We start from the raw sequence: 25,788 nt of genomic DNA on the forward strand, positions 1-25,788 counted from the left end.
CGCGGCGGCCGGGAGCCGCGCTTTTCCACCCGTGAGCCGCCGCGCCAAATGGCTGCCGCCGTGGCCGGTGGTGCCGCCGCGGCTGTGGGCCACGGCCGGCGTGGCGGGTCTGGCGGTGCTCAGCCTCACTTTTGAGCACGAGCTGTGGTCTAACACATTATATGCCGAGGCCATAAACTGGGCCGTGCTGCTGGGGGCCCTGGCGGCGGCCGGCCCGCAAATAGCCTTGATGCTGTGGCGCTGGCCAGCGGCCTACGTAGGGCCGTGGTGGCTGGGTGTATTATTTGTGGCAGGGGCTCGGGCCTTGGCCGTTTGGCTGCTGGTGATGGAAGTACTGGGCTGCGCGGGGCTGGCCGCGTTGATGGGTGTCACTTGGTAAAGCGCCAGGGTACGGGTGGCTAATATGCAAGCATCCTGGTTTTTCAGGGCAATTTAGTTAGCTTCGCCGCGCCGGCCGGTGCTCCGAAGCGGAGTAAGTCCCCGGTGGTCCCTCCTTAGCGTCCGCCCACCCATGGCCCGTTTCTTTTTGTTGCTGCTGCTGTTCGTGGCCATCGTGCTGGAATTAGCCCTCACGGGTGGGGCCTTTTTTGCGCCGGCCTTAACGCTGGGTAAGTTCGGGGTGAAATACGGGCCCGAAACGGCGTTTTTAGGGTACATCACGGGGTGGTTCTTGCTGTTTGTGTCGGTTGTGGCGGGGCTAGCCTTTGCCTGGGTGTGGCAGCGGCGGCCGCGCTTTGCGGCGCTGTGCTACCTGCTGGGGCTGTGGTGGGTGGGCATTGGCGTGGGCATCTACGTCGCCTTCGGCAAGCCCGACAACCTGCTGCTCGACTCCTTGAAAGGGGCCCTGCTGGTGCTGCTGGCTTGGCGCTGCCAGGGCGGGCGCATGCCCGTGCGCCGCTACTAAGCCGGCCGCGGGGCTACCTTGGGGCCGGGGCCGGGAGTGGCCCCTTCTCGCCCGCCGCCCGCCATGCCCCCCACCCTCACGCTCCCCGCCTCGCCCCGGCTGTCGCGCCTGGGCCGGGCCCTGGCCGCCGCCCAGGCCGCCAAGGAAACCCTGAGCTTCCTGCTGCTGGTGCTGCCCCTGGCCCTGGAGGCCCCGCTGGTGCTGGTGTCGGCCCTGCCGGGGCTGGTGCTCTACGCGCTGCACCTCTACCTGGCCGCGGGCCGCGCCACCCGCCTGCTGGCCCTGGCCGCCTGGGTGCTCACCCTGGCCGACGAACTCTGGGCCGTGCTGCTCTACCACGATTTGGGGGCCCCCGTGCCGGCCCGCCGGCTCCACCTTAGCCACTGCCTGGGCCTGGGCATCAGCTTGCTGGCCCTGGCCGAGCTGGCCTGGCGCTGGCCGCGCCGCCGCCGCCCGCCCGGCCTGCCCGGGCCCGGGTAGCCGGCCGGGGGCGGCCGCGTGCGCCCGCCGGGGCCCGGCGGCGGTATATTTGCCTTTCCGCGCGGCGGGGTTGCGGCCCCGCTTCCCACCCGCGTTCCTGCATGGCCGTTCCTTCTCCGCCCACCCCGCCCGCGTCGCCTGCGCTCCCGTCTGCCACCCCCCGCCGCTGGCCGCGCCGCCTCGTGCGCTGGACGTGGGTCTCGTTTGGGGTGGCCGTGGTGCTGTTTCTGGTGTACCCGGTGCTGGTGAGTACCAACTTTTTGTTCCTCTTCGGGAAGTCGCCGAGCCTGGCCGACCTGGAAAACCCCCGGGTGGAGCAAGCCTCCGAGCTGTACACCTCCGACGGGGTGCTGATGGGCAAGTACTTCCGCGAAAACCGCTCGCCGGTGCCGCTGAGCAAGATTTCGCCGGTGCTCATCAAGGCTCTGGTGGCCACCGAGGACGTGCGCTTCTACGACCACGCCGGCATCGACGGGCCGGCCCTGCTGGGGGCCCTGGCGGCGGCGGTGCGCGGCGAGAAGCGCGGGGGCTCGACGCTGACGCAGCAGCTGGCCAAAAACCTGTACAAAACCCGGCGCGGCGAAACCCGCGGCGGCCTGGGCCACGTGCCCGGCCTGAGCACGCTCATCAGCAAAACCAAGGAGTGGCTGACGGCCGTGGAGCTGGAGCGCCGCTACACCAAGGAGGAGATCCTGCGCATGTACCTGAACACCGTGGAGTACGGCTCGAACGCCTACGGCATCAAGGTGGCGGCCAAAACCTACTTCAACACCTCGCCCGACAGCCTCTCGGCGGTGCAGGTGGCCATGCTGGTTGGCGTGCTCAACAACCCCACGGCCTACAACCCGCGCTTCCACCCCGAAGCCGCCCGCCGCCGCCGCAACGTGGTGCTGGAGCGCATGGGCCAGGCCGGCATCCTCAAAACCGGCGACGTCGCGGCCCTGCAAAAGGAGCCCGTGGCCCTCGACTACCACGTGGAGCGCCACATCGACGGGCCCGACAACTACTTCCGCGGGGCCATCGGCCAGCTCGTGACGAAATGGTGCGACGACCACGACCTGGACCTCTACCGCGACGGCCTGCGCATCTACACCACCCTCGACTCGCGGATGCAGGACCACGCCGAGGAGGCCCTGCACGAGCGCATGAAGCTGCTCCAGCGCAGCTTCGATGCCTTCTGGCGCGACCGCCACCAAAACCCCTGGGTGGACGACGAAGGCGAAGAAATCCCCGACTTCATCAGCACCCAAATCCGGCGCACCGAAGTCTACAAAACCCTCTTCAACCGCTACCACGGCAACCAGGCGCAGATTGAGGCGGCCCTGAGCGTGAAGCGCCCGATGAAGGTGTTTACCTGGAAGCACGACGACAACGACACCACGCTGGTCATGTCGTCGCTCGATTCGCTGGCCTACTACAAGCACTTTTTGCAGGCCGGCATGATGACGATGGACCCCTACACGGGCTCCGTGAAGGCCTGGGTGGGGGGCCTGGACTACCGCTTTTTCCAGTACGACCACGTGAAGCAGGGCCGCCGCCAGGCCGGCTCCACGTTCAAGCCCTTCGTGTACCTCACGGCCCTCGACAACGGCTACTCGCCCTGCGACCGGCTCCAGGACAAGCGCGTGACCATCAAGTACGTCGAGAACGGCCAGCCCATGGAGTGGCAGCCCGACAACGTGACCCGCGAGTACACCGGCCTCAACATGACGCTGCGCCACGCCATGGCCCGCTCCGTGAACTCCGTCACGGCCCAGCTCACCGAGCTGGTGGGCTGGGACAAAGTGGCCGTGTACGCCCACAAGGTGGGCATTACCAGCCCCTTGCTGCCGGTGCCGAGCATAGGGTTGGGCTCGGCCGGCGACGTGAGCGTGTACGAGATGGTGGACGCCTACAGCACGTTCATGAACACGGGCTTCCGCTCGCAGCCCCGCCTCATCACCCGCATCGAAGACCGCCACGGCAACGTCATCCACCAGTTCGACCCGGTGCAGCGCCGCGCCATCGCGCCCGAAACGGCCTGGCTGATGACCTACATGCTGCGCGGCGGCATGGAGGAGCCCGGCGGCACCTCGCAGGCCCTGTGGGACTACGACCTCTGGCACAAGGACAACCAAATCGGGGGCAAAACCGGCACCACCTCCAACTATTCCGACGGCTGGTACATGGGCCTCACCAAAGACTTGGTGACCGGCGTGTGGGTGGGCGGCGAAGACCGCAGCATCCACTTCGTGGGCTCGCAGCAGGGCGAAGGCGGCCGCACGGCCCTGCCCATCTTCGGCAAGTACATGGAGAAAATTTACCAGGACAAGTCCCTGGGCTACGACTACGGCCACTTCCCCGCCGCCACGGTCAAAATCAGCAAGAAGTACACCTGCGTCTCGCCCGACGAGCCCCGCCACCGCCGCGCCGCCGCCGTGGACACCATCGCGGCCGACAACCTGCTGGAGCAGATGAACGACGGGGGCAACGCGGTGCCGGACAGCGTCCGCTAACTGGTTCTTAAGTAGGAATATTTATTGGCGTAGCGCCTTCCAAACGGGCAGGTATTTAGCTGGAAGCAGTGCTCTGGCTTCACGAGCTTTTACAGAATCGCCATCCATCTCTACATGCTCGAGAAATGAGACGTAAAGGGCATTTTCAGTATCGCTATCTACTTTTTCTACGGTAACGCTAAAAAAGCTGAATACCCTTCTTAAAACATCAAATCTGCTGTGTTGAATAAGTTGGTTGGCATATCTAGCCAGACACGCAATTTGCAGATGAATAAGGTCAGCATAATCTTCGTCCAGCACTTCATCCGAAATTTCTGGGAACACTTTCACTAAGTGATTGAGAAATTCCTCTTGGCTAATGTTGGGCTTCGTGATTGTAAAATTCATTGCTAACGAGTGCAGAATGCGGTCTGACGTGCAATAATCAGAAGACTCATAATAGAAATTATCCCGCCCCGTACAGCGCCTTCAGGGCCCCGCGCAGCACCAGGTAGTCGAACTCGAAGCTTGCGCCAGCACCACTTCGCTCTGCTCGCCCAATAGCAGTTTCAGCACGAAACCGGGTACCTTGGGCAGCAGGCTGGGAAAGCTTCATTGGTGGCACCATTCGCTAGAGTGCTTTGGAAATTACCCGAACAACGATTCCAACGATACTGGCTTGGAACCGTGGTGGACTACTAAAATAGCCAAATCATTGGGAGTAAGCACCTGATACATGATGCGGTACTGTTTGTAAAGCAATTCCCGCAAATCTGTTTGATTCAATTCGGGGATGATACGCCCCATGAGCGGGTGGCTTTCAAGCAAAAATACCTTCTCAAAAACCCGCTCTATAAGCTCATCGGCAAAGCCAACGGAGTAAGCCCGGTGAAATTCGCTAGCTGCATGAACGCTCTCTAGCGCCAACGTGGACCACGTTATTTTGACCATTCCTTGAGCTTCTGCCGGGCCTCTTCGGTGGTATATACTTCGCCTGCTGCCACTTGGGCCATTGCCCGATCTATTTTTTCCAATAAAATAGCCCGGTCAAATAATTCATCCAACGTGAATTTATCTGGCAAATCCTGGAGGCTGGTTATCAGGTTATCCTTGGTAATCATGGGTTAGAGGCATTAAGACCTAAAAATTTCGATTGCTCTAAACTACACAATATAGCTCACCCCGCCCCGTACAGCGCTTTCAGGGCCCCGCGCAGCACTGGGTAGTCGAACTCGAAGCCTTGGGCCAGCACTTTCGCGTCGCTCACGCGCTGGCCGGCCAGCACCACTTCGCTCTGCTCGCCCAGGGCCAGCTTGAGGGCGAAACCGGGCACCTTGGGCAGCAGCAGCGGGCGGTGCAGCACGTCGGCCAGCACTTCGGTGAAGGCCGCGTTGGTGGCGGGGTAGGGGGCCACGGCGTTGTAGGGGCCCCGCCAGGCGTCGTCGGCCAGCATGGCGATGAACAGGCGGCAGAGGTCGTCGATGTGAATCCAGGACAGGTACTGCTGGCCGTTGCCGATGGGGGCCCCAAGGCCCCATTTCACGGTGCCGGCCAGCGGCAGCAACGCCCCGCCCTTGGTGCTCAGCACCACGCCGATGCGCGGCAGCACCAGCCGTAGGCCCAGGGCCCCGATGGGCGCGGCGGCGGCTTCCCACTGCCGGGCCAGGTCGGCCAGGAAGTCGTGGGCCGGGGGCGTGTCCTCGGTGGCCAGCCGGTCGCCGGTGTTGCCGTAGTAGCCGATGGCCGAGGCCGAGAGCACGGTGTGCACGCGGTGGCCGGGCTTGGCCAGCTCGCGGGCCAGCAGGGCCAGGCTGCCGAGGCGGCTGGCCAGCAGCTCCTTTTTGCGGGCCTCCGTCCAGCGGCCTTCGCCCACGTTGGCCCCGGCCAGGTTCACCACGGCGTCGGCGTAGGGCACGGCGGCGGGGTCGATGGTGCCGGCCGCCGGGTTCCACTGAAACGTGTGGTAAGGCCCCCCGGTGCCCGGCTCGCGGCTCAACAGCGCCACTTCGTGGCCGGCGTCAACGAGCATTTCTGCCAGGCGGGTGCCCACGAGGCCCGTGCCGCCGGTGATGAGAATTTTCATGGGAAGTAAATGAATTAATTGCTGGTTATTAAATTGTTAGCTCGGTTACCGAAATTAAAACCGCCTTACTCCAGCCCGGTGTTTGTACGTCTGAGCCATCAGAACGACCAACAATTTAACAACTCAGCCATTAAACCATTTACTTCCCAATCTGCCGCAGGAACTCCGTGCGCAGGGCCGCGTCGGCGGCGAAGCGGCCCCCGTACTCGCTGGTGAGGGTGGAGCTGCTGGTGTCGTTCACGCCGCGGCTCATCACGCAGAGGTGGTCGGCTTCGATGAGCACGGCCACGTCGGGCGTGCCCAGGCTCTGCTTCAGCTCCTCGGCAACCTGGCGGGTGAGGCGCTCCTGCACCTGCGGGCGGCGGGCGTAGTGCTGCACCACGCGGTTGAGCTTGCTGAGGCCCACCACGTGGCCGGCCGGCAGGTAGGCCACGTGGGCCTTGCCGATGATGGGCACGAAGTGGTGCTCGCAGCACGAAAACAGCGTGATGTCGCGCTCCACCAGCAGCTGGTGGTACTCGTAGCGGTTCTCGAACAGCTTCACGTCGGGCCGGTTGGCGGGGTTGAGGCCCCGGAACCACTCCTGCACGTACATCTTGGCCACCCGGCGCGGGGTGCCGGCCAGGCTGTCGTCGGCCAGGTCCAGGCCCAGTTCGCGCATGATGGCCTCGAAGTGGCCCGCGATGGCCGCGATTTTGGCCTCGTCGGGGGCGGCGAAGGCATCGGGCAGCACGGGGGTGCGCAAGCCCGCGGGCAGGTGCGCGTCGGGGACGGGGCGGGCCCCGGAATCGTTATCCATGGTATTCTACAAAGTTACGCTCCGTCTCGTAGAGCGTGACCGACAGGGCCAGCGCCGCCGCCAGGTGCGGGCGCAGGCGCTGCCAGATGGCCACGGCGATGTGCTCGGCCGTGGGGTTGAGGGCGCGAAAATCGTCCACGTCCAGGTTCAGGTTGCGGTGGTCGTAGCGGTCGAGCACCTCGCGCTTGATGAGGTCGCTCAGCCGCTTCATGTCGTACACGTAGCCGGTGTCGGGGTCCACGTCGCCGGTGAGGCGCACCACCAAGTTGTAGTTGTGGCCGTGGTAGTTGGGGTTGTTGCAGGGCCCGAACACGCGCTGGTTCTGCGTCTCGTCCCAGGCGGGGTTGTGCAGGCGGTGGGCGGCATTGAAGTGTTCGGCGCGGCAGACGGTTATGGGCATAGTTACACTAAACCGGGCTGACGAGTTTTTTGTTCGGCCCCCGGGCCCGCCGAGGCCCGGGGGCCGCAAGCCCGCTCAGCAAAATAGATATTCTATGATAGAAGGACGAGAAAATTGAAATAATCTAATAAAAGTACAGTTTTTGTTGAAAAATTTGGTACTATATGATGTAAGCACCCGGAATAGGCATAAATTTGAAATGCCAAACCAGTTAACCATTCGCTACGCGTCCTTAATTCTATCTTTTTAGCTTTTTCTAATATTTACTCCGATGACCCGAAGCTTACTTTTCTTCCTGTTCGCATGCCTGCTATCCTTTGGGGCCCTGGCACAACGCTCGCCGGTTGACGAAACCGATAACATGATCGACGGCATCCCGCGCAAAGGCCAGCGGGTGGCCATCCAGCTCGACAACCGCCGGGTGGAAGCTGCCTGGCTCAAGCAGCTCAACGATAAGTACCCCGGCAAGGTGAAAAATGTGAAGGGCGTTATCAAGCTCGACGGGGTGGTGGTGGAAGAAATCGCCCCCACGCCCGTGCGCATCATCACCAAGGTGGACGGCATCCCAACGGGCACCACCGTGTGGTGGAGCATCGACCTGGGCAACGCTTACCTGGGCCGCGACGCCACCCCGGCGCAGTGGAAATCGGCCGAGAAGTACCTCAAGGACTTCGCCCGCGGCATGTACCGCGAAGACGTGGTGGCGCAGATTTCGGAGGCCGAAAAGGCCCTGGTGCAGTCGCAGAGCGCCCACATGGCCACCATTGCCAAGGTGGACGCCATTAAGAAAGACATTGAAAAGAACAAGGCCCGCAAGCTCGAAATCCAGCAGTTGCTGGCCCAGAACGCGGCCGAGCTGTTACAGTACAACAACCTGATCGACGCCAACCTGAAAGAACAGGAAGCCGCCCGGGCCGATATTGTGAACATGCGCGTGTCGCTGGAATCGGTGAAGGACCGCATGAACAAGATTGAGTAGCCGCCGGCTGGCAATAAAGTAAAACGGGCCCCGCTGGTACGCAGCGGGGCCCGTTTTACTTTATTGCCAACCCTACCCCCGGTTTCTGCGTTGGGACTAGACGTTTTACATCCGATTACCTTATTCATGGAAAAGACCGAAGTTCAGCACCAGAACCACCTCGACGGCACCGTAAACATCTTATCGCAGGATCTGGTGGAAGAAGCCAGCCGCGCCGGCCTCGACAACCACCTGCAACGCTGGATTGAAGACCTGAAGGCCGCCAGCAACCCCCAACTGCACCAACTAATTGTGGACCTGCAAGAGCTGAAAGCCCACTTCGGCAGCGGCAGCTACGACAAGGACACCATCAGCAAGCTGCTGGCGCGCCTGGGCAAGAACACCAGCCAAGCCGCCGTGTTTGCCGATGGCAACACCCAGCCCCGCGTAGAGAAGCTGGGCGAGGCCCTGACTGCCGCCGCCAAGCAAGTGCAGGACAGCGACAAGAGCACCCCTGCCAGCGACTTGCAAGCCGATTCGGCCAGCAGCAAGTAGGCTTTAGGCCCCGCCAACCAACAAGAAGGCCAGCCCCCGCACGGGGGCTGGCCTTCTTGTTGGTTGGCGGGGCCTAAAGCTCTGGGTTTGGCCGCGCCGGTCATAAACAAAGCCGGCCTTCTCCGCAAGGAAAAGGCCGGCTTGGCAAGCAACTGACGACGCCTTAAGCGGTGGCTACGGGCTTGGGAGCGTTCAGGCGACGCTCTTTGATACGGGCTTGCTTGCCCGAGAGGCCACGCAGGTAGAACAGGCGGGCGCGGCGCACCTTGCCGCGGCGGATCACCTCAATTTTGTCGATGTTGGGCGAGAGCAGGGGAAAAATCCGCTCGGTGCCGATTTGGTTCGAAATCTTGCGCACGGTGAAGGTTTCGCCGTTCGAGCTGGGGTTGCGGCGCTGAAGCACCACGCCCTGGAACTGCTGGATGCGTTCCTTGTTGCCCTCGCGGATTTTCACGTGCACGTTCACAGTGTCGCCGGCGGCAAATTTGGGGAAGCTGGCGCGGCGCTCCTGCGCTTCGGCATTGATAAAGTCGAGTAGTACGCTCATGGCGAAAGAAATTGCGAAGGGACGGCGCCGCCGGCCCGGATTGATTTTACGAAACGGAGCGCAAAGATAAGGACTTCGGCGCAGGATAGCAAATGCGTAGCAGATGAGGCGAATAGATAAGGCGTTATCTGCTGAAAAACTGGGGCCAGGGCCCTATTTTTCAGTAGCGCCGCCCAGTAAATCGGGCCGTCGGGCCTGGGTGCGGGCCAGGGCTTGGGCGTGGCGCCACTCCTCAATGAGCGGCGTGTTGCCCGACAGTAGGATGGCGGGCACGGCCTGGCCGCGCCACTCAGCCGGTCGCGTGTACACGGGCGGGGCCAGTAAGTCGTCCTGAAACGAGTCGGACAAGGCCGATTCTTCGTTGCCCAGCACGCCGGGCAACAGCCGCACCACGGCATCGACCAGGATGGCGGCCCCCAGCTCGCCACCGCTCAGCACGTAGTCGCCCACGCTGATTTCGTGGGTGACGTAGGCCGCCCGCAGGCGCTCGTCGATGCCCTTGTAGTGGCCGCAGAGCAGAATGACGTTGGTGAGCAGCGAGAGGCGGTTGGCCAGCGGCTGGCGCAGGGTTTCGCCGTCGGGCGTGAGGTAAATCACGGCGTCGTAGGGGCGCTGGGCCAACAGCTCGTCCAGCCAGGCGGCAATGGGCTCCACGCGCAGCACCATGCCGGCCCCGCCGCCGAACACGTAGTCGTCAATCTGCCCGTGCTTGTTGATGGCGTGCCGGCGCAGGTCGTGCACGTGGATTTCGGCCAGGCCCTTGTCCTGGGCCCGCTTCACGATGGAGTAGGCGAAGGGGCTGGCCAGCAGCTCGGGCTGGCAGGTGATGATGTCAATACGCATCTCTAATTAGCTTTTGGCTGTTAGCTACTAGCTGTTAGCTTTTGAACTGACGACTCGTACTGCGCTTTTCATGCGACGATAAGAGCTAACAGCTAATAGCTAAAATCATTCTGCCTCGTCCTGCTGGCGGGTCGTGGGGGCGAGGTAAATGTCGAGCAAGCCGTCGGGCAGGCGCACAAATACCTGGCGGGCGGCCATGTCGGCCCGCAGCACGATTTCGTCCACCACGGGCACTAGCACCTCGTGGCCCTGGTAGCGCATGGCCAGCATGTCCTGCTGGGGCAGCTCGTAGAAATTCTCGACCACGCCCAACTCGCCCAACACCTCGTCGATGACGGTGAAGCCGATGACGTCGTGGTAGTAAAACTGGTCGTCGTCGAGGGCCGGCAGGGCCTCCAGGGGCAGGTGCAGCGTGGCGTTGCGCAGCGGCTCGGCCTCCTCGATGCGCTCGATGCCCCGGAGCTTGAGCAGCACGCGGGTGCCCGATTGGGGCTGCACCTTCTCCACGGCGTGGGCCACGAGCTTGGTGGGGGCCCCGGGCAGGGCCAGGTACACGGTTTTCAGCTTTTGGTAGGCGGTGGTGTCGTCCACGTCAAAATCGGCGGCCACGAAGCCGCGCAGGCCGTGGGGCTTCGTGATTTTGCCGAGCTGATAGGTTTCGTCGGGGAGCATGGCGGGCGAAAAAGGGGTGAAAAAAGAATCCGGCAGCCGCTGCCCAGGCGGACAACAACTGCCGGACTTTTCAGTCGCTAAGCGGCAAAAACTAGGCGGCGTCCTCGGCCGATACTTCGGCGGTTTCTGTCGTCTCGGTTTCGGCGGCGGGAGCCGGGGCCGGAGCAGCAGCGGCCAAAGCGGCGGCTTGCTTCTGGCGCTGGGCTTCGCTGCGGGCCTCTTTCACCTTGGTTTCGGCGGCCAGGGCGGCGGTGCGAGCGTCGGTTTTGGCGTCCACCAAACCGGTGCGTTTGCCTTCGATGCGGCTATCCTTATCGGTTTTCCAATCAGCGAAGCGCTGGTTGGCCACGTCCTGGGTGATGGCACCTTTGTCGACCCCCAACTGGAGGTGACGGCGGTAGAGCACGCCGCGGTACGAAAGCATGGCGCGCACCGTGTCGGTGGGCTGGGCGCCGGTCATCATCCAGTAGAATGCGCGGTCGGCGTCGTAGTTGATGGTGGCGGGGTTGGTGTTGGGGTTGTAGGTACCGAGTTTCTCGATGAAACGGCCGTCGCGGGGCGAGCGGGCGTCAGCTACTACGATGTCGTAAGTCGCGGCTTTTTTACGGCCACGGCGGGCGAGGCGGATTTTAACTGCCATAAACCTTGGGGGTTGTGCGACGCAACTCGTGCGTCTGGTTGAAAATTATTTGGGCCCGCAAAGGTACGCACGAAAGGGCGACAAACCGTGGGGGCTGTTACTAATAAATATGCGGCTTAAGAACCATCAATACGTAAAATCATCTAAAAATGGCAGGTGTAAATAAATAGGGGTAAGGAGCCAATTTTAATCAAATTTGGACGAATACAACCTATAAAAATTGGGTCAATAATTACATAAACATATAAATAATGGAAAATTAACCTTAAATTTTGGGGCAAATCAGCGCGTGGAGCTTAATGGCGAATCAACTTTCCCGACGAGATTTTCTGGCGAAGAGCGCTGTGCTGGGGGCCGGGGCCTACCCGGCCATGCTCGCCCTGAGCCTGCTGCCCGGGGCCCCGGCGCACGCCTTTGCCTTGGAGGCGGGCCATGGCCAGGGCAAGCACGTGGTGGTGCTGGGCGGTGGCCTGGCCGGCATGACGGCTGCCTACGAGCTGCGCAAACTGGGCTACCGCTGCACCATCCTGGAGGCGCGCGAGCGCAGCGGCGGGCGCTGCTGGAGTATCCGCGGGGGCAGCAGCACCGCCGAAACCCAGAACCCGGCGCACGCGGCCGGCTTCGACAAAGGGTTGTATTTCAACGCGGGGCCCTCGCGCATTCCGCACCACCACCAGCTCACGATGCACTACTGCCGGGAGCTGGGCGTGCCGCTGGAAGTGTACAACAACGTGAACGAGGGCAGCTACTACTTTGCCGAGGGCAAGGGGCCCCTGTCGAACAAAAAGGTGCGGGCCCGCGAGGTGCACAACGACATGCGCGGCTACCTGAACGAGCTGCTGGCCAAGGCCGTGAGCCAGCACCAGGTAGACACCGCCCTCACGCCCGAAGACGCCGCCAAGGTGCTGGAGTACCTGCGCGCCGAGGGCGGGCTCGACATCGACAAGGCCTACAAGGCGTCGGCGCGGCGCGGCTACGCCGAGGGCCCCGGGGCGGGCAACCGGCCCGGTAAAATCGCCGACCCGCACCGGCTGGCTGATATCGTGAGTTCGGGCCTGCTCGACCCGGACTTTTACAACGTGGCCGAGTACACCTACGAGCTGCAAATGACCATGTTCCAGGCCGTGGGGGGCATGGATCGCATTGCCCAGGCCCTGGAGCGCCGCGTGGCCGACTGCCTGAAGCTGGGCGCCGAGGTGACGAACATCCAGAACCAGGCCGCGGGCGTCAAAATCCTGTACAAAGACGCGCAGGGGCCCCACGAGCTGGCCGCCGACCTGTGCATCTGCACGGTGCCGCTACCGGTGCTCAGCAACCTGAGCCACAACTTTTCGGCGGACGTGAGCCGGGCCATTGACTCGGTGGCCTACATCCAGACGGGCAAAATCGGGCTGCAATTCAAGCGGCGGTTTTGGGAAGAGGACGAGCAGATTTTTGGGGGTATTACGCACACCAACAACGACTTGACGCAGATTTTCTATCCGTCCTACGACTACCTCAGCCAGAAGGGTATCCTCATCGGGTACTACAATTTCAACGAGAAAGCCCAGCGCGTGGGCGAGCTGACCTACGCCCAGCGCGAGCAGTTAGCCCTGCAAAAGGGCCAGCTCATTCACCCGCAGTACCCGAAGGAGTTCGAGCAGTCGTTTTCGGTGAGCTGGCAGAAGCAGCCCTACAGCCTAGGCGGTTGGGCCCTGTACGCGCCCGAGGAGCGCCAGACGCACTACCAGGCCCTGCTGAAACCCGACGGCCACGTGCACTTCGCCGGCGAGCACACCACCTACCTCACTGCCTGGATGGCCGGGGCGTTCGAGTCGGCGCGCAGCGTGGTGGCGGCCGTGCACAGCCGCCTCAGCGAGCAGCGCGTAAGCTACCCCACGGTCAAGAGCTAACTGTATTTCACCGAAAACAAATTATTTGCACCTAAACCCCTACTCGCATGGCTTCTCTCATGAACCGCCGCAACTGGCTGAAATCGGGCGCGCTGCTGGCTGGCAGCGTGTCGCTGCTGCCCACGGGCCTGGAGGCGCTGGCCGCCCCGCGCCCGGCCGCGCCCGCCGCCCCGTCGCCGCTGGCCGACGTACTGACCGACGAGCAAGCGCTGCTGGCCGCCCCGGGGCCCCTCAAGGCACGGCTGTCGGCCAACGAGAACCCGTTTGGGCCCTCGGACAAGGCCAAGCAGGCCATTCTGGAATCGGTGACGAGCTGCTACCAGTACCCGATGCAGTCGAAGGAGCTGATTCAGATGATTGCCGATTACGAGGGCCTCACGCCGGCCCACATCCTGCTTGATGCCGGCTCCAGCCCGTTGCTGCTGGCCGCGGCCATGCACTTTGGGCAGCAGGGCGCCATCATCACCGGCGACCCGTCGTACGCCGATTTGCCGCGCAAGGCGGAGAAGTTCAAGTCGGCCATTGTGGTCGTGCCGCTCACGGCCGACTACAAGCTGGACCTCGACGCGATGGAGAAAAAGGTGGACGCCCGCACGGCGCTCATGTACATCTGCAACCCTAACAACCCGACCGGCACGGTGCTCGACGCGGCCAAGCTGAAAGCCTTCGCCGCCCGGGTCTCCCAAAAAGTGCCCGTATTTGTGGACGAGGCCTACATCGACTACCTGCCCGACCCGCGCGGGGCCTCGCTGATGGACGCCGTGAAGCAGGGCCAGAACGTGATGGTGGCCCGCACCTTCTCCAAGCTTTACGGCTTTGCCGGGCTGCGGGTGGGCTACCTCGTGGCCCAGCCCGATACGATTGTGGCGCTGAGCAAGTACGCGGTGGGCCCCATGAGCATCTCGGCCCCGGCGGTGCGGGCGGCCGTGGTGAGTTACCAGGACCAGCCCTACATGCAAGATGCGTTGAAGAAAACGCTGGCTTCCAAGCAGTTCCTGTACGATGTGCTGAAACGCGAGGGCTACGCCTACATCCCGTCGGCGACCAATTTCGTGATGTTTCCGCTCAAAATGGACGGCAAGCGCTTCGTGGAGGAAATGGGCAAGCGCGGCGTGAGCGTCCGCAACTGGGAGTTTAACAACCAGCAGTGGTGCCGCGTCAGCATCGGGCGGATGGACGAGATGCAGGCCTTCGCCACGGCCTTCACGCAGGTGTCGTAAAGTTTAAGCTGTTAGCTACTAGCTGTTAGCCGTTAGCTTTTTTATTCTGAAATTACTTAAAACGTCATGCTGAGCCTGTCGAAGCATCTCTGCCGCTCACTAAATCAAACGTTCAACGAAGCGGTAGAGATGCTTCGACAGGCTCAGCATGACCGCCTTTTTGTGTAATCAACCGCACCAAACTACTTGGCCGGGGCCCCGCGCCGGCTTTTCTTCCACTTTTTTCCTTTTTGAATGCGTAACTCTTTGCTGGCCGCCGGCTGGCTGCTGCTGGGCGGCAGCAGCGGGGCCCTGGCCCAAACCAATCCGCGCCCGCTCACGCTCGATGAGTACACCAAGGCCAAGGCCTTTCAAATCAAGGACCTGGACGCGGAGAGCTACGTCAAGTTCGACAACGCCTACATTCTCGACCGCTACGAGGCCCGCAAGCCCTACTTCATCACCGGCGACGATGGGCTGAAAAAGCGCATCGACCTGTACAAGCTCGTGGCCAAAACCGGGATGCAGGAAATCGGGACGATGGTGTTCTACACCACCGAAACCGGCAAGCGCTACCAGGCCCTGCTGCCCGATTTCACGGCCGACGGCAAGGTGTGGGAAAAGTACTTCGAGGACATCCACGCCATCGACAAGCAGGAAAAAAACTTCGTGCTGAAGCTGTCTTACGTGCTGTCGAAGGAGTTGAGCTACCAGCAGTTCAAGGGCCTGAACCAAGGCAAGGACCTGCACGCCGAGGCCGGCACCTACGGCAGCGACATCTGCTTCCCCGGCCACCAGCTGGTGGCGCTGGCCGACGGCAGCCACCGCCCGCTGCACGCCATCCAGCCCGGCGACCAAATCCTGACCCTCGACCCTGTGACCCGCCAGCCCGCCGCCGCCGAAGTGCAGGAGTTGTTAGCGCACACCGCCCAAAACTACGCCCTCACCCGGCTCGACGTGGTGGCCGTGCGCGCCCAGGTGGGCCCCGCCGCCACCCACGCGCATCTCACCAGCCAGGTGCTGGAGGCCACCCCCAACCACCCGCTGCCCACCCGCACGGGCCCCAAGCCCGCCGGCGAAGTGGCGCTGGGCGACGAAATCCTCTGCTTCAACGCCCACACCCAGGCCTACGAGCCCTACACCGTGCTCCGCACGCGCGAGTACGCCGGCGGCGAGCAGCCTGTGTACAACCTGGTAGCAGCCGGCGGCAACTTCCTGCTGAACGGCGTGCTGGTGTTGCAGAAATAGGGCCGGGGCCCCCGGGGCCCTAAAGGCAAAAAGAGAGGGCCCCTTCCGCGGAAGGGGCCCTCTCTTTTTGCCTTTAGGGCGAACTACGCCGGTACGGCCACTTTCTTGGTGTGCTGCTTGGGCTGCACGTTTTTGCGCTTGATTTTGATGATGCGGGCCTTGTCCAGGGTCCAGATGACCGAGTAGGTGGGGTCCAGCTCCCACCACTTCACGCCGAAGTTCACGCGCATCGGCAGCTTGTGGTGGTTGTTCTGGAACAGCTCGCCGAAGGCCAGGAAGTCCAGGGCCAGCGTGTTGCGGCTCTTGTCGTGGTTGTCGAAGTTCTGGTAGCCGTACTTGTGGCCGCCCCAGTTCACGATGGCGCCGTGGATGGGGCCCATCAGGAAGTGAATCGGGAGCAGCAGGTACTGCCACCACGCCGTGGCGAAGTTGATGTAGAACAGCACGTAGGCCGTGCCCCAGCCCAGGCGCGAGTACACCGTGCCGCCGAACGCCTCCAGCGACTTCCACTCCGGAATGTCGCCCTCGAAGCGCTTGGCTTCCTCGTGCTTGTTGTGCACCACGTCGTTGTAGATGTTCTTCGTCTTCCACATCATATCGAACGCGTTGTTCGAGAAGTGCGGCGAGTGCGGGTCCAGCGCCGTGTCGGAGTAGGCGTGGTGCATGCGGTGCAGCAGGGCGTAGGCCCGCGGCGAGAGGAAGCTGCTGCCCTGGCAGATGTACGTGAACAGGAAGAAGAATTTCTCCCAGAACTTATTCATCGTAAACATCTTGTGCGCCGCGTAGCGGTGCAGGTAAAACGTCTGCGTGAACAGGGATAAATAATAATGGGCAACGAAGAAAACGAGGATGGCCATAGGTGTCGGGAGCGTGAATTGCCCGCACAAGTAAAATACCCGGCGGTTGGTTCAGCGGCTGCACTACAAAATTACGGCCGGGGCCCCAGCTTGGACTTCCCAGGAGCGAAAACGCCCAAATCTTGCACGCAGGGTCATTTAACATTTATCAATTAACATTTAACAGACCGTTGTTAAGGCGCGATTAGCAGCGGCTTGTTGAATGTTAATTGATAAATGTTAAATGTAAAGTTCGCGGGCGGGGTCCCAGTGGGGCGCGTCGGGCAAAGGGGCCACGAAGGTCATGGCCTCCTTGGTGACGGGGTGCTGGAGCTGGAGCTGGCGGGCGTGCAGGGCAATGCTCACGTCGGGCAGCGGGGCTATGTAGCCGTACTTCACGTCGCCGAGGATGGGCGTGCCCAAGCCATTGGCCAGCTGCGTCCGAATCTGGTGGGGGCGGCCCGTCACAGGGTTAATCTTCAGCAAAAAGCGGTTAGCGGCGGGGCCCAGCAGCTCGTAGCGCAGCTCCGAGCGCAGGCCCTGGGTGTGCTTTTCGGGGTAGGCCTTGGTCACGTTGCGAATCGTGTCCTTCACCAGCCAGTGCACCAGGGTGCCGCTTTCCGGCACGGGCGGCTTGCCGGTGAGGGCCCAGTAGGTTTTGGTCATCAGCGAGTCGCGGAACATCTCGTTGAGGCGGCTCAGGGCCTTGCTGGTTTTGGCCAGCACCACGATGCCGCTCACCGGCCGGTCGATGCGGTGGCACACGCCCACGAAGGCCTCGCCGGGCTTCTTGTACTTGAATTTCAGGTACTCGGCGGCTTTTTTGGAGAGGGGCTCGTCGCCGGTGGCGTCGCCCTGCACGAGCAGCCCCGCGGGCTTGTTGATGACCAGCAAGTGGTTATCCTCGAAAATAATCTCCCGGCCTTCGGCCCAAATGTTCGGACGGTTCACGCAGTCACTCGGAAAAAAAGCGGGGACCGCACCGATCCCCGAACCAACAAAAAGGCCCGCGCCCGGCGCTGGGGCCCGGCGTTGCTCCCCACAAATACCAAAACAGTGGCCGCGTCGCGGCGGCCCGCGCGCCCAGCGCACCCACTGCGGGGCCGGGCGACGGGTAAAATTAAGGCAAGTTTTTGGGACGGGGCCCCGGCGGGCTAGTAGCCTTCCTCTTTGCTGGGGAAGTCGCGGCTCTTCACGTCGGCCACGTAGTGCTGCACGGCCTCGGTCATGATGTCGTGCAGCTCGGCGTAGCGGCGCAGGAAGCGGGGCTTGAACTCTTTGGTGATGCCGAGCAGGTCGTGCACCACCAGCACCTGGCCGTCCACGTCGGGGCCCGCGCCGATGCCGATGACGGGGATGGTCAGCTCCTCGGCCACGCGCTTGGCGAGGGCGGCGGGGATTTTTTCGAGCACCAGCCCGAAGCAGCCGATTTCCTGGAGCAGGCGGGCGTCTTCGAGCAGCTTCTGGGCCTCGTCGTCTTCCTTGGCGCGCACCGAGTAGGTGCCGAACTTGTAGATGCTCTGGGGCGTGAGGCCCAGGTGGCCCATCACGGGGATGCCCGCGGTGAGGATGCGGGTGATGGAATCCTTGATTTCGGCCCCGCCTTCGAGCTTCACGCCGTGCCCGCCGCCCTCCTTCATGATGCGGATGGCCGAGCGCAAGGCCTCCGAACTATTGCCCTGGTAAGAGCCAAACGGCAGGTCCACGACCACGAAAGCCCGCTTCACGCCGCGGGCCACGCTCTGGGCGTGGTAAATCATCTGGTCGAGGGTGATGGGCAGGGTGGTTTCGTGGCCAGCCATCACGTTGGAAGCCGAGTCGCCCACGAGCAGCACGTCGATGCCCGCGCCGTCCAGAATCTGGGCCATCGAGTAGTCGTAGGCCGTGAGCATGGAGATTTTCTCTCCGCGCTGCTTCATGGCCAGCATCTGGTGGGTGGTGACGAGCTTGATTTCTTTGTGCTGCGACTGGGCGATGGACATGACGGGGCGGGGGAGGCGGGCCGCAAAGGTGGCACCGCGCACCCAAATTCCGTCGCCTTTCGGTTCGCTACTGGTACTGCACGTTGCGGTTGCGGTTGTACTTCAGGTCCTGGAGCAGGCTGCTCTTGGCGGAAATCGTGAAGTTGTAGCCCCGGTACGTGCCAAAGGGCGTCCACTGCCCGGCCACCTGCCAGCAGTGCAAGTCGCGGAAAAAGCTGATGGTGGTGAGCGAGGGCTGCATGCTGTGGAAGTCGAAGCCGGAGGTGTAGTTCAGGCGCAGGTTCTCGGTGAGCTTGACGCTGCCGCTGGCGCTGAGCGTGGAGATGGCCAGCAGCGGGTTGGCGGGCAGCTTGTTGGCGGTGAGCACCCGTTGTTGGAGCGGGATGGCGTTGGTGGTGTAGCCGGCCGTGTAGCTCAGGCTCAGCTCCCACGGAATGTTGAAGTCCACGTAGTCGGCGTACTGGGCCTGCTGGGCGGCAATGGCCAGCGCGGGGTCGTTGGTGGGGGCCACCTGGCGGGGCACCACGCTCTTCTTCTTGCCCGCCACGGGGTTGAACTGGTAGCTGGTCGAGAACGAGGCCGACGACAAGCGCAGCAAGCGGCGGTGCCCGGGCTGGTCGAACAGGTAGCGGTTGATAAAGCGCCCCGAACTATCGCGCTGGTAGGCCTCGAAGCTGGCGTTGGCCAGCAGGTTGAGCTTGCGGGCCACCTGGGTGCGGAACGACACGGTGATGGGCGAGAGCTTGCCCGCCGTCGAATCGGCCAGGAAATTGTACGAGCCGTTCAGGTCCAGCCCGTCAATCAGGCTCACTTTCTTAAACGGGTTGGTGCCGGTGGTGTCCTTCGAGTCGCGCACTTTCATTTCCACGGCGTTCTGCAAGGAAAAGCCCACCTGGCTGACCCGGGCCGAGCCCTGGGCCCCATATAAGAAACCTTGGAAACGGGAAAAGTTGCGCGGGTCGAGGAAGCGGCCGCTGGCGTCGCTCAGGCCGGAAATACGGTTACCAGCGGCATCGTATACGCCCAACTGCGTATAAGCGTATGATGAGCCGTGGGTCAGGTCGGGCGAGTAGCTGTAGTTGAGGCTGGGCGTGACCTTGTGGCGGATGGCCTGAATTTTATGTACACCCTTGCGTACCACCGTGCCGTAGAACGTGGTATTCAGGCTGACGCCGGCCGAGTAAGAATAAGAGCGGCTGAATTGGCTCAACGTGTCAACGCGTACTGCCTGGGCCCGGCCAACGTACTTAAAATTGAGTTGCTTGGAATACCAGGTTTCGGCGTAGTTCACGCTCGGGCTGATGTGCAGGAATTTGTAGGTGTACGAGCCCAGCGAGATGCCAAACTGGTGCTGCACGCCGTTCTGGGCATTTTTGAGCAGGGCCCCCAGGTTTTTAAAGCCCACGGGCAGCAGGCTGCTTACGGTGGTGCCGCCGAGCAGCGGAATGCTGCCGTCGAGGGTGCGGGCGGCCACGGTATTGGTTATCTGGTTCTGGGCCACCAGGTTGTAGCTGACGCTGATTTGGTCGTAGTAGGGCCGCGGCTTCAGCTTTAGCAGCTGGTAGGGGTACTGCCGGGCCACGCCCACGCTGATGTCGGGCAGCGTGAAGGCCATGGTGCCGGTCTGGGTGTTCTGGCTCTGGCTCAGCTTGAGGCTGTAGTTGATGGGCAGGTAGCGCAGCTGCTTCGAGTACGAGATGCTGGAGCTGAAGGCCGGGGCCAGGAAGCGGGCCGGCGTGAGGCTGTTCACGCGGTTGTAGGTGGCGCTGCCGGCCTGCACGCTGGCCGAAAAGCGCCCCCCGCCGGGCCGGGCCACGGGCGTGTGGCTCCAGCTCACCCAGAACGTTTGGTCCGAGCCCGGCTTCACGTAGTCGAGGCTGGTGTTGAGGGCGGTGGTGGACAGAATCTGGGTGGCCGGGCGCTGGGTGTAGCGCAGGTTGAACGTGCCCTGGTACTGGTAGCGCTTGAGGTAGCTGATGTCGGCCGTGCCGCCGAAGCCGCCGAAGGTCTGGGCGTTGCCGGCGTAGATGTCGCCGGTGAGGCGCACGCCGATGTTGTCGTTGGGCGCGAAGTAGTAGCCGCCGTTGCTGAGGTAGTAGCCCCGGTCCTGGGCCTGCCCGAAGGTGGGGATGATGATGCCCGAGCCCCGGCTTTTGTCGGGCATCGGAAAGAAGCCGAACAAAAAACCCAGCGGCGTGGGGATGTCGCCAATCACGAGGTTGAAGGGCCCCGTCACCACTTTGTCGCCCGGAATCACCTTCATCTTGCTGGCCTGGATGTAAAAGTGCGGGTGCTCCAGGTTGCAGGTGGTGTAGCGGCCGCGCAGGCCGTAGAGGTCGTTGTTGGGCGCTTTTTTGATGGTTTCGGCGCTCACGTAGCCCTCGCCCTGCCGGGTCACCACGTCCCCGATCTTGCCTTTCTTGGTTTGGAAGTTGTAGGCAATTTTGCCGGCCACGTACTGCCCGGCCTCGTCCTTGAACACGGGCTTGTCCACGTCGCGGTTCTTCACCGAATCGCGCCGGCCGATGGCCGTCATGGTGTGGGCGGCGTAGTCCACGGTAATCTGGGCCGCCTTGAGGTCCATTTTGCCGTAGTTCACGTCGGCCTTGTTGAAGAGGATGGCCTCCTTGCGGGCCACGTCGAACTGAATGGAGTCCTTGGCCACGTAGTGCACCGTGGTCTCGACCGGCCCCTTGGGCTTGGCGGCCAGCTTGAGGGAGTCCTGCCGGGCCTGCTTCACCAGGATGCTGTCGGGGATGCCGGCCACGGGCTTGCGCGAGGTGCCGGGGATGCTGTGCTCGCCGGGGTTGGTGGTGCCGGGCGGCGGGGGCCCCTGGGGCAGGGTGGGGTCGGGGGAGATGACGCGCACCGGGGGCATGGGCGCGCTGCCGGGCCGCTGCCCGGGCACGCTGTCGGGGTTGGCGGTGGGCGTGCGCTGGGCTAGGGCCGCGCCGCCGCTCAGCAGCAGCCAGGCCAGCAGCAGCGCCCGCAAGGGCCCCGGCCGGCCCGCCGCAAGCCAGCCCGGCCGAGAAGGGCGGCGGAAGATGAAGGATATAGCGGGCAATCCGGTTACTTTTGAGGCTTCTACAAAGGTAGCGGGTTGCTACCCGACCTCAACGAACGACGTGCGGATTATTGCTTCCCTGGCCGGCGCGGCCCTGCTTTTGCTGGCCGCGGGCCCGGCCCGGCCCCGGCCCGCGCGGCTCCCCGCCCCGGCCCCCCACCGCTACCGCCTGCGCACCGTGGTGCTCGACGCCGGCCACGGCGGCAAAGACCCCGGCTGCAACGGCGTGAAGGCCCGCGAGTGCGACGTAGCCCTGGCCCTGGTGCTGGCCCTGGGCCGCCAGATTGAGCAGAACATGCCCGACGTAAAGGTGATTTACACCCGAAAAACCAACGTGTTCGTGGAGCTGGACGAGCGCGCCGCCATCGCCAACCGCCACCACGCCGACCTGTTCATCTCCATCCACTGCAACGCCGGGCCCCGCGAAAGCCACGGCACCGAGGTGTGGACGATGGGCCTGCACAAAACCATCGCCAACCTGGGCGTGGCCCAGCGCGAAAACTCGGTCATCCTGCAAGAAGACAACTACAAAAGCCGCTACGACGGCTTCGACCCGCGCTCGCCCCAGAGCCACATCCTGTTTTCGCTGTTTCAGTCGGCCTACATCACCAACAGCCTGCGCCTGGCCCAGCGCATCGAGGGCCAGCTGCGCACCGGCGTGCACCGCCCCAGCCGCGGCGTGAAGCAGGCCGGCTTCATCGTGCTCTGGCGCTCCACCATGCCCTCGGTGCTCATCGAGTCGGGCTTCCTCACCAACCCCGCCGAAGAGCGCTACCTGAACGATAAAACCAATCAGACGTATATGGCCGCAGGTATCTTCCAGGCGTTTCGGGCCTACCGGCGCGAGCTGGAAGGGGCCCCGGCCGGCGAAGAGGACGCCGACTGACCAGCGGCCCCCGCCATTCTACCGCGTATTATCCGTTTCTGTGCATTCTAATTCTCCCCTCCGTGCTGTCTAAAGAAATAAAAGTGGGCCTGCTGGCCTTAGTCGCCCTGGTAGTGTTATTCGTGGGATTCAATTACTTGCGGGGCTCCAATGTCCTCTCCAGTAGCCACACCTACTACGCCAAGTACACCAACGTGGACGGCCTCAATGTGGGGGCCCCGGTGGTGTTCAACGGCATTAAGGTGGGCCAGGTGAAGAACCTGGAGCTGCTGCCGCTGGAAGGCAACAAGGTGAAGGCCACCGTGGAGCTGGAAAAAGGCATCGTGGTGGGCGACTCCACGGTGGCCAGCCTGGCGGGCTCGCTGCTGGGCACCAAAACCATCACCCTGTTCATGGGCAAGAACAGCAAAACCTTCACCGGTGGCGAAGAACTGAAGTCGTACACCGTGGCCAGCATCACCGACGCTTTCCAGGCCAAGGCCCTGCCCATGCTCGGCACCGTGGACTCGACGCTGGCCCGCGTGAACGGCTTCCTGAGCAAGGACGCCAAGGTGAGCATCCAGGCCACGCTGCTCAACGCCCAGGGCAGCTCGGAGGCCCTGAAAAACCTGATTATCCAGAACCAGCGCAACATCAACGAAATCACCACCAACATGGCCCACCTCACCCGGGCCCTGAACGGCAGCACCAAGAAGCTGGATAAGATTGCCAGCAACTTCGGCCAGCTGTCCGACTCGTTGAAAAACGCCCCCGTGGGCTCGGCCGTGCGCCGCCTCAACGCCACCATGGCCGAGGCCCAAACCACCGTGGCCGGCCTCAACAAGGCCCTGAACGACAAAAGCGGCTCGATGGGCAAGCTGCTCAACGACTCGACCCTGTACAACAACCTGACGGCCACCACGGCCAGCACCAACTCACTACTCGTCGATTTCAAGGCCAACCCCAAGCGCTACGTGCACTTCTCAGTGTTCGGCGGCGGCAAGGACAAAACCAAAAAGGAAACCACCAAAAGCCCCGACGGCACCGTGACCACCGAAACCAAAAAGGTGGATGGTGCCCCGGCGTTGAAATAGTGTTTTATTTAAAAGAACGTCATGTCGAGCGCAGCCGGGACATCTCGCGTGCATCGTTGAACGGTTGGTTTACTGCCGCACGCGAGATGTCCCGGCTGCGCTCGACATGACGTTCTAACGCGAACCGGTGTACTACGCTTAGCCTGGCGCTTAAACGGCCTGTATCTTTGAAATCCGCCTCCGGGCGGATTTTTTTGTGCCCGTTTCTTCCCCAAATCCCACCCCATGTCGCCCACCATCGAGTTCAACCGCAACGAAGACCAACTCAAGCAGCTCACCTTTCAGCTGCGCCAGCGGCTGGCCCGCGTGGCCCTCGGCGGCGGCGAGAAGCGCATGGCCGCCCACAAGGCCAAGGGCAAGCTCACGGCCCGCGAGCGGATTGCCTACCTGCTGGACAAGGGCGCGGCGCAGGTCGAAATCGGGGCCTTTGCGGGTGAAGGGATGTATGTGGAGGAAGGTGGTTGCCCCGGCGGCGGCGTGTTGGTCGTGATTGGCTACGTGCAGGGCCGCCAGTGCGTGGTGGTGGCCAACGACGCCACGGTGAAGGCCGGCGCGTGGTTCCCTATCACGGCCAAAAAGAACCTGCGGGCCCAGGAAATCAGCCTCGAAAACCGCCTGCCCATCATCTACCTCGTCGATTCGGCCGGCGTGTACCTGCCCATGCAGGACGAGATTTTTCCCGATAAGGAGCACTTCGGCCGCATTTTCCGCAACAACGCGGTGATGAGCAGCCGGGGCATCGTGCAGATTTCGGCCATCATGGGGCCCTGCGTGGCCGGCGGGGCCTACCTGCCCATCATGAGCGACGAGGCCATGATTGTGAGCGGCACGGGCTCGGTGTTCCTGGCCGGCTCGTATTTGGTGAAGTCGGCCATCGGCGAAACCATCGACAACGAGGCCTTGGGCGGCGCGGCCATGCACTCGGAGGTGTCGGGCGTGACGGACTACAAGTTCGACACCGACGAGGAGGCGCTCGACCACATCCGCAACATCTTCGACAAGCTGGGGGCCCTGCCCACGGCCGGCTTCAGCCGCAAGGCGCCCGCCGCGCCCGCGCTGCCCGAGGCGGACATTTACGGCCTGCTGCCCGCCGACCGCGCCAAGCCCTACGACACGATGGAGCTGATTAACCGGCTGGTGGACAACTCCGAGTTTGAGCCCTACAAGGACCTCTACGGCCAGACGCTCATCTGCGGGCTGGCGCGCATCGACGGCTGGGCCGTGGGCATCGTGGCCAACCAGCGCAAAATCGTGAAGAGCAAAAAAACCGGGATGCAGATGGGTGGCGTCATCTACTCCGACTCGGCCGACAAGGCGGCGCGCTTCATAATGAACTGCAACCAGAAGCGCATTCCGCTGGTGTTCCTGCACGACGTGTCGGGCTTCATGGTAGGCTCGGCCAGCGAGCAGGGCGGCATCATCAAGGACGGCGCGAAGATGGTAAACGCCATGGCCAACAGCGTGGTACCCAAGTTCACGGTCATCATCGGCAACAGCTACGGCGCGGGCAACTACGCCATGTGCGGCAAGGCCTACGACCCGCGCCTCATCGTGGCCTGGCCGACAGCACAGCTCGCGGTAATGAGCGGCGCCGCAGCCGCCAACACCCTGCTGCAAATCCAGGTCGCCTCCCTCAAAGCCAAAGGCGAAGTCATCACCCCCGAAGCCGAAAAGGAACTGCTCGACCGCATCAAAGCCCGCTACGAGGAGCAATTATCGCCCTACTACGCGGCGGCCCGCCTCTGGGTCGACGCGGTAATTGACCCACTGGAAACCAGGAAAGTAATTTCGGAAGGAATTGCCGCGGCCAACCACGCGCCGATTGAAAAGGCGTATAATGTGGGGGTTATTCAGGTATAAAAAAGGACACGTTCAAGAAAATATGCCAACTGTACAAATGAAAAATTTAGTACTAGCATTCTTAATTATAACGTTCTTCATAGGCTGTAGCCAGAATAGCGAACCAATAAAACAAGACGTATATGGATACAAACTGCCAAAGTATGGTAGCTTATTTGTGCAATTTGAATGGGCAACGATTTCTACTAGAGGATTTACTGATTCGATAATCTTTGAAAGTTGGGAATTCAGAGACTCTACTACCGATAAAGGGGGTATTTATCGTGTGCCAATCAATAGAAAAATTATAAAATCTAAAGGTAGTGGATTAATTCAGGGTGGCGGTTGTAGATTGGTTTATGGTTTACACCCAGCATTATTGCGCCAAGTGCGCCAGTGACCAAATCCGCCGCA

The 25,788-nt window shown here is 62.5% G+C and carries 27 protein-coding genes; 13 read left to right on the forward strand and 14 right to left on the reverse strand.

Annotation, left to right across the window (positions count from 1 at the left end; translation table 11 throughout):
* Nucleotides 1-31: 31 nt before the first annotated feature.
* From HNP98_RS16010 to HNP98_RS16025, 4 genes are all read left to right on the forward strand, one after another.
* Nucleotides 32-379 (forward strand): hypothetical protein, encoded by a 348-nt coding sequence (locus HNP98_RS16010; protein ID WP_173811173.1) that lies wholly within the window; start codon nucleotides 32-34, stop codon nucleotides 377-379.
* Between the two features lie 132 nt (nucleotides 380-511).
* A complete protein-coding gene (locus tag HNP98_RS16015) occupies nucleotides 512-904 on the forward strand; it encodes a hypothetical protein (RefSeq protein ID WP_173811174.1) in 393 nt (130 codons plus the stop codon).
* Nucleotides 905-967: 63 nt separating this feature from the next.
* Nucleotides 968-1,384: a hypothetical protein gene (locus tag HNP98_RS16020; protein WP_173811175.1), complete on the forward strand. Its 417-nt coding sequence runs from the start codon at nucleotides 968-970 to the stop codon at nucleotides 1,382-1,384.
* A 101-nt stretch (nucleotides 1,385-1,485) separates the two neighbouring features.
* Complete coding sequence (locus tag HNP98_RS16025) at nucleotides 1,486-3,879, forward strand: transglycosylase domain-containing protein (RefSeq protein WP_173811176.1); 2,394 nt, start codon at nucleotides 1,486-1,488, stop codon at nucleotides 3,877-3,879.
* 21 nt (nucleotides 3,880-3,900) lie between these two features.
* Here HNP98_RS16025 and HNP98_RS16030 read toward each other — a convergent pair whose 3' ends face one another.
* From HNP98_RS16030 to HNP98_RS16060, 6 genes are all read right to left on the reverse strand, one after another.
* A complete protein-coding gene (locus HNP98_RS16030) occupies nucleotides 3,901-4,266 on the reverse strand; it encodes a DUF7674 family protein (protein WP_173811177.1) in 366 nt (121 codons plus the stop codon).
* Between the two features lie 240 nt (nucleotides 4,267-4,506).
* Complete coding sequence (locus HNP98_RS16040) at nucleotides 4,507-4,809, reverse strand: type II toxin-antitoxin system RelE/ParE family toxin (RefSeq protein ID WP_173811178.1); 303 nt, start codon at nucleotides 4,807-4,809, stop codon at nucleotides 4,507-4,509.
* Nucleotides 4,797-4,979, reverse strand: coding sequence for a hypothetical protein (locus HNP98_RS16045; RefSeq protein WP_173811179.1), 183 nt, complete (start codon nucleotides 4,977-4,979; stop codon nucleotides 4,797-4,799). Before HNP98_RS16045 ends, HNP98_RS16040 begins: the two co-directional genes overlap by 13 nt.
* Before the next feature lie 56 nt (nucleotides 4,980-5,035).
* On the reverse strand, nucleotides 5,036-5,941 hold the full coding sequence (locus tag HNP98_RS16050) for a TIGR01777 family oxidoreductase (protein ID WP_173811180.1): 906 nt from the start codon (nucleotides 5,939-5,941) through the stop codon (nucleotides 5,036-5,038).
* Between the two features lie 139 nt (nucleotides 5,942-6,080).
* The gene (gene folE / locus HNP98_RS16055; protein WP_173811181.1) at nucleotides 6,081-6,740 is read right to left on the reverse strand and encodes a GTP cyclohydrolase I FolE; all 660 of its coding nucleotides are present in this window, start codon (nucleotides 6,738-6,740) and stop codon (nucleotides 6,081-6,083) included.
* Nucleotides 6,733-7,140 carry a 6-pyruvoyl trahydropterin synthase family protein gene (locus HNP98_RS16060; protein WP_173811182.1) on the reverse strand — a complete coding sequence of 136 codons (408 nt, stop codon included), beginning with the start codon at nucleotides 7,138-7,140 and terminating at the stop codon, nucleotides 6,733-6,735. The genes folE and HNP98_RS16060 overlap by 8 nt, the downstream gene beginning before the upstream one ends.
* Nucleotides 7,141-7,411: 271 nt before the next feature.
* Here HNP98_RS16060 and HNP98_RS16065 point away from each other — a divergent pair, with 271 nt between their 5' ends.
* Nucleotides 7,412-8,119, forward strand: coding sequence for a hypothetical protein (locus HNP98_RS16065; protein ID WP_173811183.1), 708 nt, complete (start codon nucleotides 7,412-7,414; stop codon nucleotides 8,117-8,119).
* Nucleotides 8,120-8,245: 126 nt separating this feature from the next.
* Complete coding sequence (locus tag HNP98_RS16070; RefSeq protein ID WP_173811184.1) at nucleotides 8,246-8,653, forward strand: hypothetical protein; 408 nt, start codon at nucleotides 8,246-8,248, stop codon at nucleotides 8,651-8,653.
* 163 nt (nucleotides 8,654-8,816) lie between these two features.
* Here HNP98_RS16070 and rplS read toward each other — a convergent pair whose 3' ends face one another.
* From rplS to HNP98_RS16090, 4 genes are all read right to left on the reverse strand, one after another.
* Nucleotides 8,817-9,200, reverse strand: a complete 384-nt coding sequence (gene rplS / locus HNP98_RS16075; RefSeq protein WP_173811185.1) for a 50S ribosomal protein L19 — start codon at nucleotides 9,198-9,200, stop codon at nucleotides 8,817-8,819.
* A gap of 153 nt (nucleotides 9,201-9,353) precedes the next feature.
* A complete protein-coding gene (trmD, locus tag HNP98_RS16080) occupies nucleotides 9,354-10,043 on the reverse strand; it encodes a tRNA (guanosine(37)-N1)-methyltransferase TrmD (protein ID WP_173811186.1) in 690 nt (229 codons plus the stop codon).
* A 105-nt stretch (nucleotides 10,044-10,148) separates the two neighbouring features.
* Nucleotides 10,149-10,715, reverse strand: a complete 567-nt coding sequence (rimM, locus tag HNP98_RS16085; protein WP_173811187.1) for a ribosome maturation factor RimM — start codon at nucleotides 10,713-10,715, stop codon at nucleotides 10,149-10,151.
* A gap of 91 nt (nucleotides 10,716-10,806) precedes the next feature.
* Nucleotides 10,807-11,355, reverse strand: a complete 549-nt coding sequence (locus HNP98_RS16090) for a 30S ribosomal protein S16 (protein ID WP_173811188.1) — start codon at nucleotides 11,353-11,355, stop codon at nucleotides 10,807-10,809.
* Between the two features lie 299 nt (nucleotides 11,356-11,654).
* On the opposite strand from HNP98_RS16090, the gene HNP98_RS16095 reads away from it, so the two are divergent.
* The 3 genes from HNP98_RS16095 (at nucleotide 11,655) to HNP98_RS16105 (ending at nucleotide 15,694) form a co-directional block, all read left to right on the forward strand.
* Nucleotides 11,655-13,247, forward strand: a complete 1,593-nt coding sequence (locus HNP98_RS16095) for a flavin monoamine oxidase family protein (RefSeq protein ID WP_173811189.1) — start codon at nucleotides 11,655-11,657, stop codon at nucleotides 13,245-13,247.
* A gap of 47 nt (nucleotides 13,248-13,294) precedes the next feature.
* Complete coding sequence (locus HNP98_RS16100; RefSeq protein WP_246275167.1) at nucleotides 13,295-14,467, forward strand: pyridoxal phosphate-dependent aminotransferase; 1,173 nt, start codon at nucleotides 13,295-13,297, stop codon at nucleotides 14,465-14,467.
* Between the two features lie 234 nt (nucleotides 14,468-14,701).
* Complete coding sequence (locus HNP98_RS16105; protein WP_173811190.1) at nucleotides 14,702-15,694, forward strand: Hint domain-containing protein; 993 nt, start codon at nucleotides 14,702-14,704, stop codon at nucleotides 15,692-15,694.
* A gap of 83 nt (nucleotides 15,695-15,777) precedes the next feature.
* Here HNP98_RS16105 and HNP98_RS16110 read toward each other — a convergent pair whose 3' ends face one another.
* The 4 genes from HNP98_RS16110 to HNP98_RS16125 all read right to left on the reverse strand — a co-directional run bounded on the left by HNP98_RS16110 (nucleotide 15,778) and on the right by HNP98_RS16125 (nucleotide 21,576).
* Entirely contained in the window at nucleotides 15,778-16,551 is a 774-nt protein-coding gene (locus HNP98_RS16110) for an acyl-CoA desaturase (RefSeq protein ID WP_173811191.1), read from the reverse strand.
* Between the two features lie 219 nt (nucleotides 16,552-16,770).
* Nucleotides 16,771-17,481, reverse strand: a complete 711-nt coding sequence (locus tag HNP98_RS16115) for an RluA family pseudouridine synthase (protein ID WP_173811192.1) — start codon at nucleotides 17,479-17,481, stop codon at nucleotides 16,771-16,773.
* 203 nt (nucleotides 17,482-17,684) lie between these two features.
* Nucleotides 17,685-18,512: a 3-methyl-2-oxobutanoate hydroxymethyltransferase gene (gene panB / locus HNP98_RS16120; protein ID WP_173811193.1), complete on the reverse strand. Its 828-nt coding sequence runs from the start codon at nucleotides 18,510-18,512 to the stop codon at nucleotides 17,685-17,687.
* 67 nt (nucleotides 18,513-18,579) lie between these two features.
* A complete protein-coding gene (locus HNP98_RS16125; protein WP_173811194.1) occupies nucleotides 18,580-21,576 on the reverse strand; it encodes a putative LPS assembly protein LptD in 2,997 nt (998 codons plus the stop codon).
* A gap of 61 nt (nucleotides 21,577-21,637) precedes the next feature.
* On the opposite strand from HNP98_RS16125, the gene HNP98_RS16130 reads away from it, so the two are divergent.
* The 4 genes from HNP98_RS16130 (at nucleotide 21,638) to HNP98_RS16145 (ending at nucleotide 25,774) form a co-directional block, all read left to right on the forward strand.
* Nucleotides 21,638-22,462: an N-acetylmuramoyl-L-alanine amidase family protein gene (locus tag HNP98_RS16130; protein ID WP_380267149.1), complete on the forward strand. Its 825-nt coding sequence runs from the start codon at nucleotides 21,638-21,640 to the stop codon at nucleotides 22,460-22,462.
* 62 nt (nucleotides 22,463-22,524) lie between these two features.
* Nucleotides 22,525-23,535, forward strand: coding sequence for an MlaD family protein (locus HNP98_RS16135; RefSeq protein ID WP_173811196.1), 1,011 nt, complete (start codon nucleotides 22,525-22,527; stop codon nucleotides 23,533-23,535).
* 225 nt (nucleotides 23,536-23,760) lie between these two features.
* Entirely contained in the window at nucleotides 23,761-25,395 is a 1,635-nt protein-coding gene (locus tag HNP98_RS16140; protein WP_173811197.1) for an acyl-CoA carboxylase subunit beta, read from the forward strand.
* 37 nt (nucleotides 25,396-25,432) lie between these two features.
* Nucleotides 25,433-25,774, forward strand: a complete 342-nt coding sequence (locus HNP98_RS16145) for a hypothetical protein (protein ID WP_173811198.1) — start codon at nucleotides 25,433-25,435, stop codon at nucleotides 25,772-25,774.
* Nucleotides 25,775-25,788 lie beyond the last annotated feature (14 nt).

This window comes from Hymenobacter caeli (assembly GCF_013294115.1).
Lineage (GTDB): Bacteria > Bacteroidota > Bacteroidia > Cytophagales > Hymenobacteraceae > Hymenobacter > Hymenobacter caeli.

What these genes read in the sequence shown, in the direction of transcription:
- rplS (WP_173811185.1), bottom strand. Translation starts at nt 9,200, where the DNA reads ATGAGCGTACTACTCGACTTTATCAATGCCGAAGCGCAGGAGCGCCGC.
- HNP98_RS16090 (WP_173811188.1), bottom strand. Translation starts at nt 11,355, where the DNA reads ATGGCAGTTAAAATCCGCCTCGCCCGCCGTGGCCGTAAAAAAGCCGCG.
- panB (WP_173811193.1), bottom strand. Translation starts at nt 18,512, where the DNA reads ATGTCCATCGCCCAGTCGCAGCACAAAGAAATCAAGCTCGTCACCACC.
- HNP98_RS16060 (WP_173811182.1), bottom strand. Translation starts at nt 7,140, where the DNA reads ATGCCCATAACCGTCTGCCGCGCCGAACACTTCAATGCCGCCCACCGC.
- rimM (WP_173811187.1), bottom strand. Translation starts at nt 10,715, where the DNA reads ATGCTCCCCGACGAAACCTATCAGCTCGGCAAAATCACGAAGCCCCAC.
- HNP98_RS16030 (WP_173811177.1), bottom strand. Translation starts at nt 4,266, where the DNA reads ATGAATTTTACAATCACGAAGCCCAACATTAGCCAAGAGGAATTTCTC.
- folE (WP_173811181.1), bottom strand. Translation starts at nt 6,740, where the DNA reads ATGGATAACGATTCCGGGGCCCGCCCCGTCCCCGACGCGCACCTGCCC.
- HNP98_RS16140 (WP_173811197.1), top strand. Translation starts at nt 23,761, where the DNA reads ATGTCGCCCACCATCGAGTTCAACCGCAACGAAGACCAACTCAAGCAG.
- HNP98_RS16105 (WP_173811190.1), top strand. Translation starts at nt 14,702, where the DNA reads ATGCGTAACTCTTTGCTGGCCGCCGGCTGGCTGCTGCTGGGCGGCAGC.
- HNP98_RS16025 (WP_173811176.1), top strand. Translation starts at nt 1,486, where the DNA reads ATGGCCGTTCCTTCTCCGCCCACCCCGCCCGCGTCGCCTGCGCTCCCG.
- HNP98_RS16015 (WP_173811174.1), top strand. Translation starts at nt 512, where the DNA reads ATGGCCCGTTTCTTTTTGTTGCTGCTGCTGTTCGTGGCCATCGTGCTG.
- HNP98_RS16040 (WP_173811178.1), bottom strand. Translation starts at nt 4,809, where the DNA reads ATGGTCAAAATAACGTGGTCCACGTTGGCGCTAGAGAGCGTTCATGCA.
- HNP98_RS16110 (WP_173811191.1), bottom strand. Translation starts at nt 16,551, where the DNA reads ATGGCCATCCTCGTTTTCTTCGTTGCCCATTATTATTTATCCCTGTTC.
- trmD (WP_173811186.1), bottom strand. Translation starts at nt 10,043, where the DNA reads ATGCGTATTGACATCATCACCTGCCAGCCCGAGCTGCTGGCCAGCCCC.
- HNP98_RS16070 (WP_173811184.1), top strand. Translation starts at nt 8,246, where the DNA reads ATGGAAAAGACCGAAGTTCAGCACCAGAACCACCTCGACGGCACCGTA.
- HNP98_RS16145 (WP_173811198.1), top strand. Translation starts at nt 25,433, where the DNA reads ATGAAAAATTTAGTACTAGCATTCTTAATTATAACGTTCTTCATAGGC.
- HNP98_RS16045 (WP_173811179.1), bottom strand. Translation starts at nt 4,979, where the DNA reads ATGATTACCAAGGATAACCTGATAACCAGCCTCCAGGATTTGCCAGAT.
- HNP98_RS16065 (WP_173811183.1), top strand. Translation starts at nt 7,412, where the DNA reads ATGACCCGAAGCTTACTTTTCTTCCTGTTCGCATGCCTGCTATCCTTT.
- HNP98_RS16095 (WP_173811189.1), top strand. Translation starts at nt 11,655, where the DNA reads ATGGCGAATCAACTTTCCCGACGAGATTTTCTGGCGAAGAGCGCTGTG.
- HNP98_RS16020 (WP_173811175.1), top strand. Translation starts at nt 968, where the DNA reads ATGCCCCCCACCCTCACGCTCCCCGCCTCGCCCCGGCTGTCGCGCCTG.
- HNP98_RS16050 (WP_173811180.1), bottom strand. Translation starts at nt 5,941, where the DNA reads ATGAAAATTCTCATCACCGGCGGCACGGGCCTCGTGGGCACCCGCCTG.
- HNP98_RS16100 (WP_246275167.1), top strand. Translation starts at nt 13,295, where the DNA reads ATGGCTTCTCTCATGAACCGCCGCAACTGGCTGAAATCGGGCGCGCTG.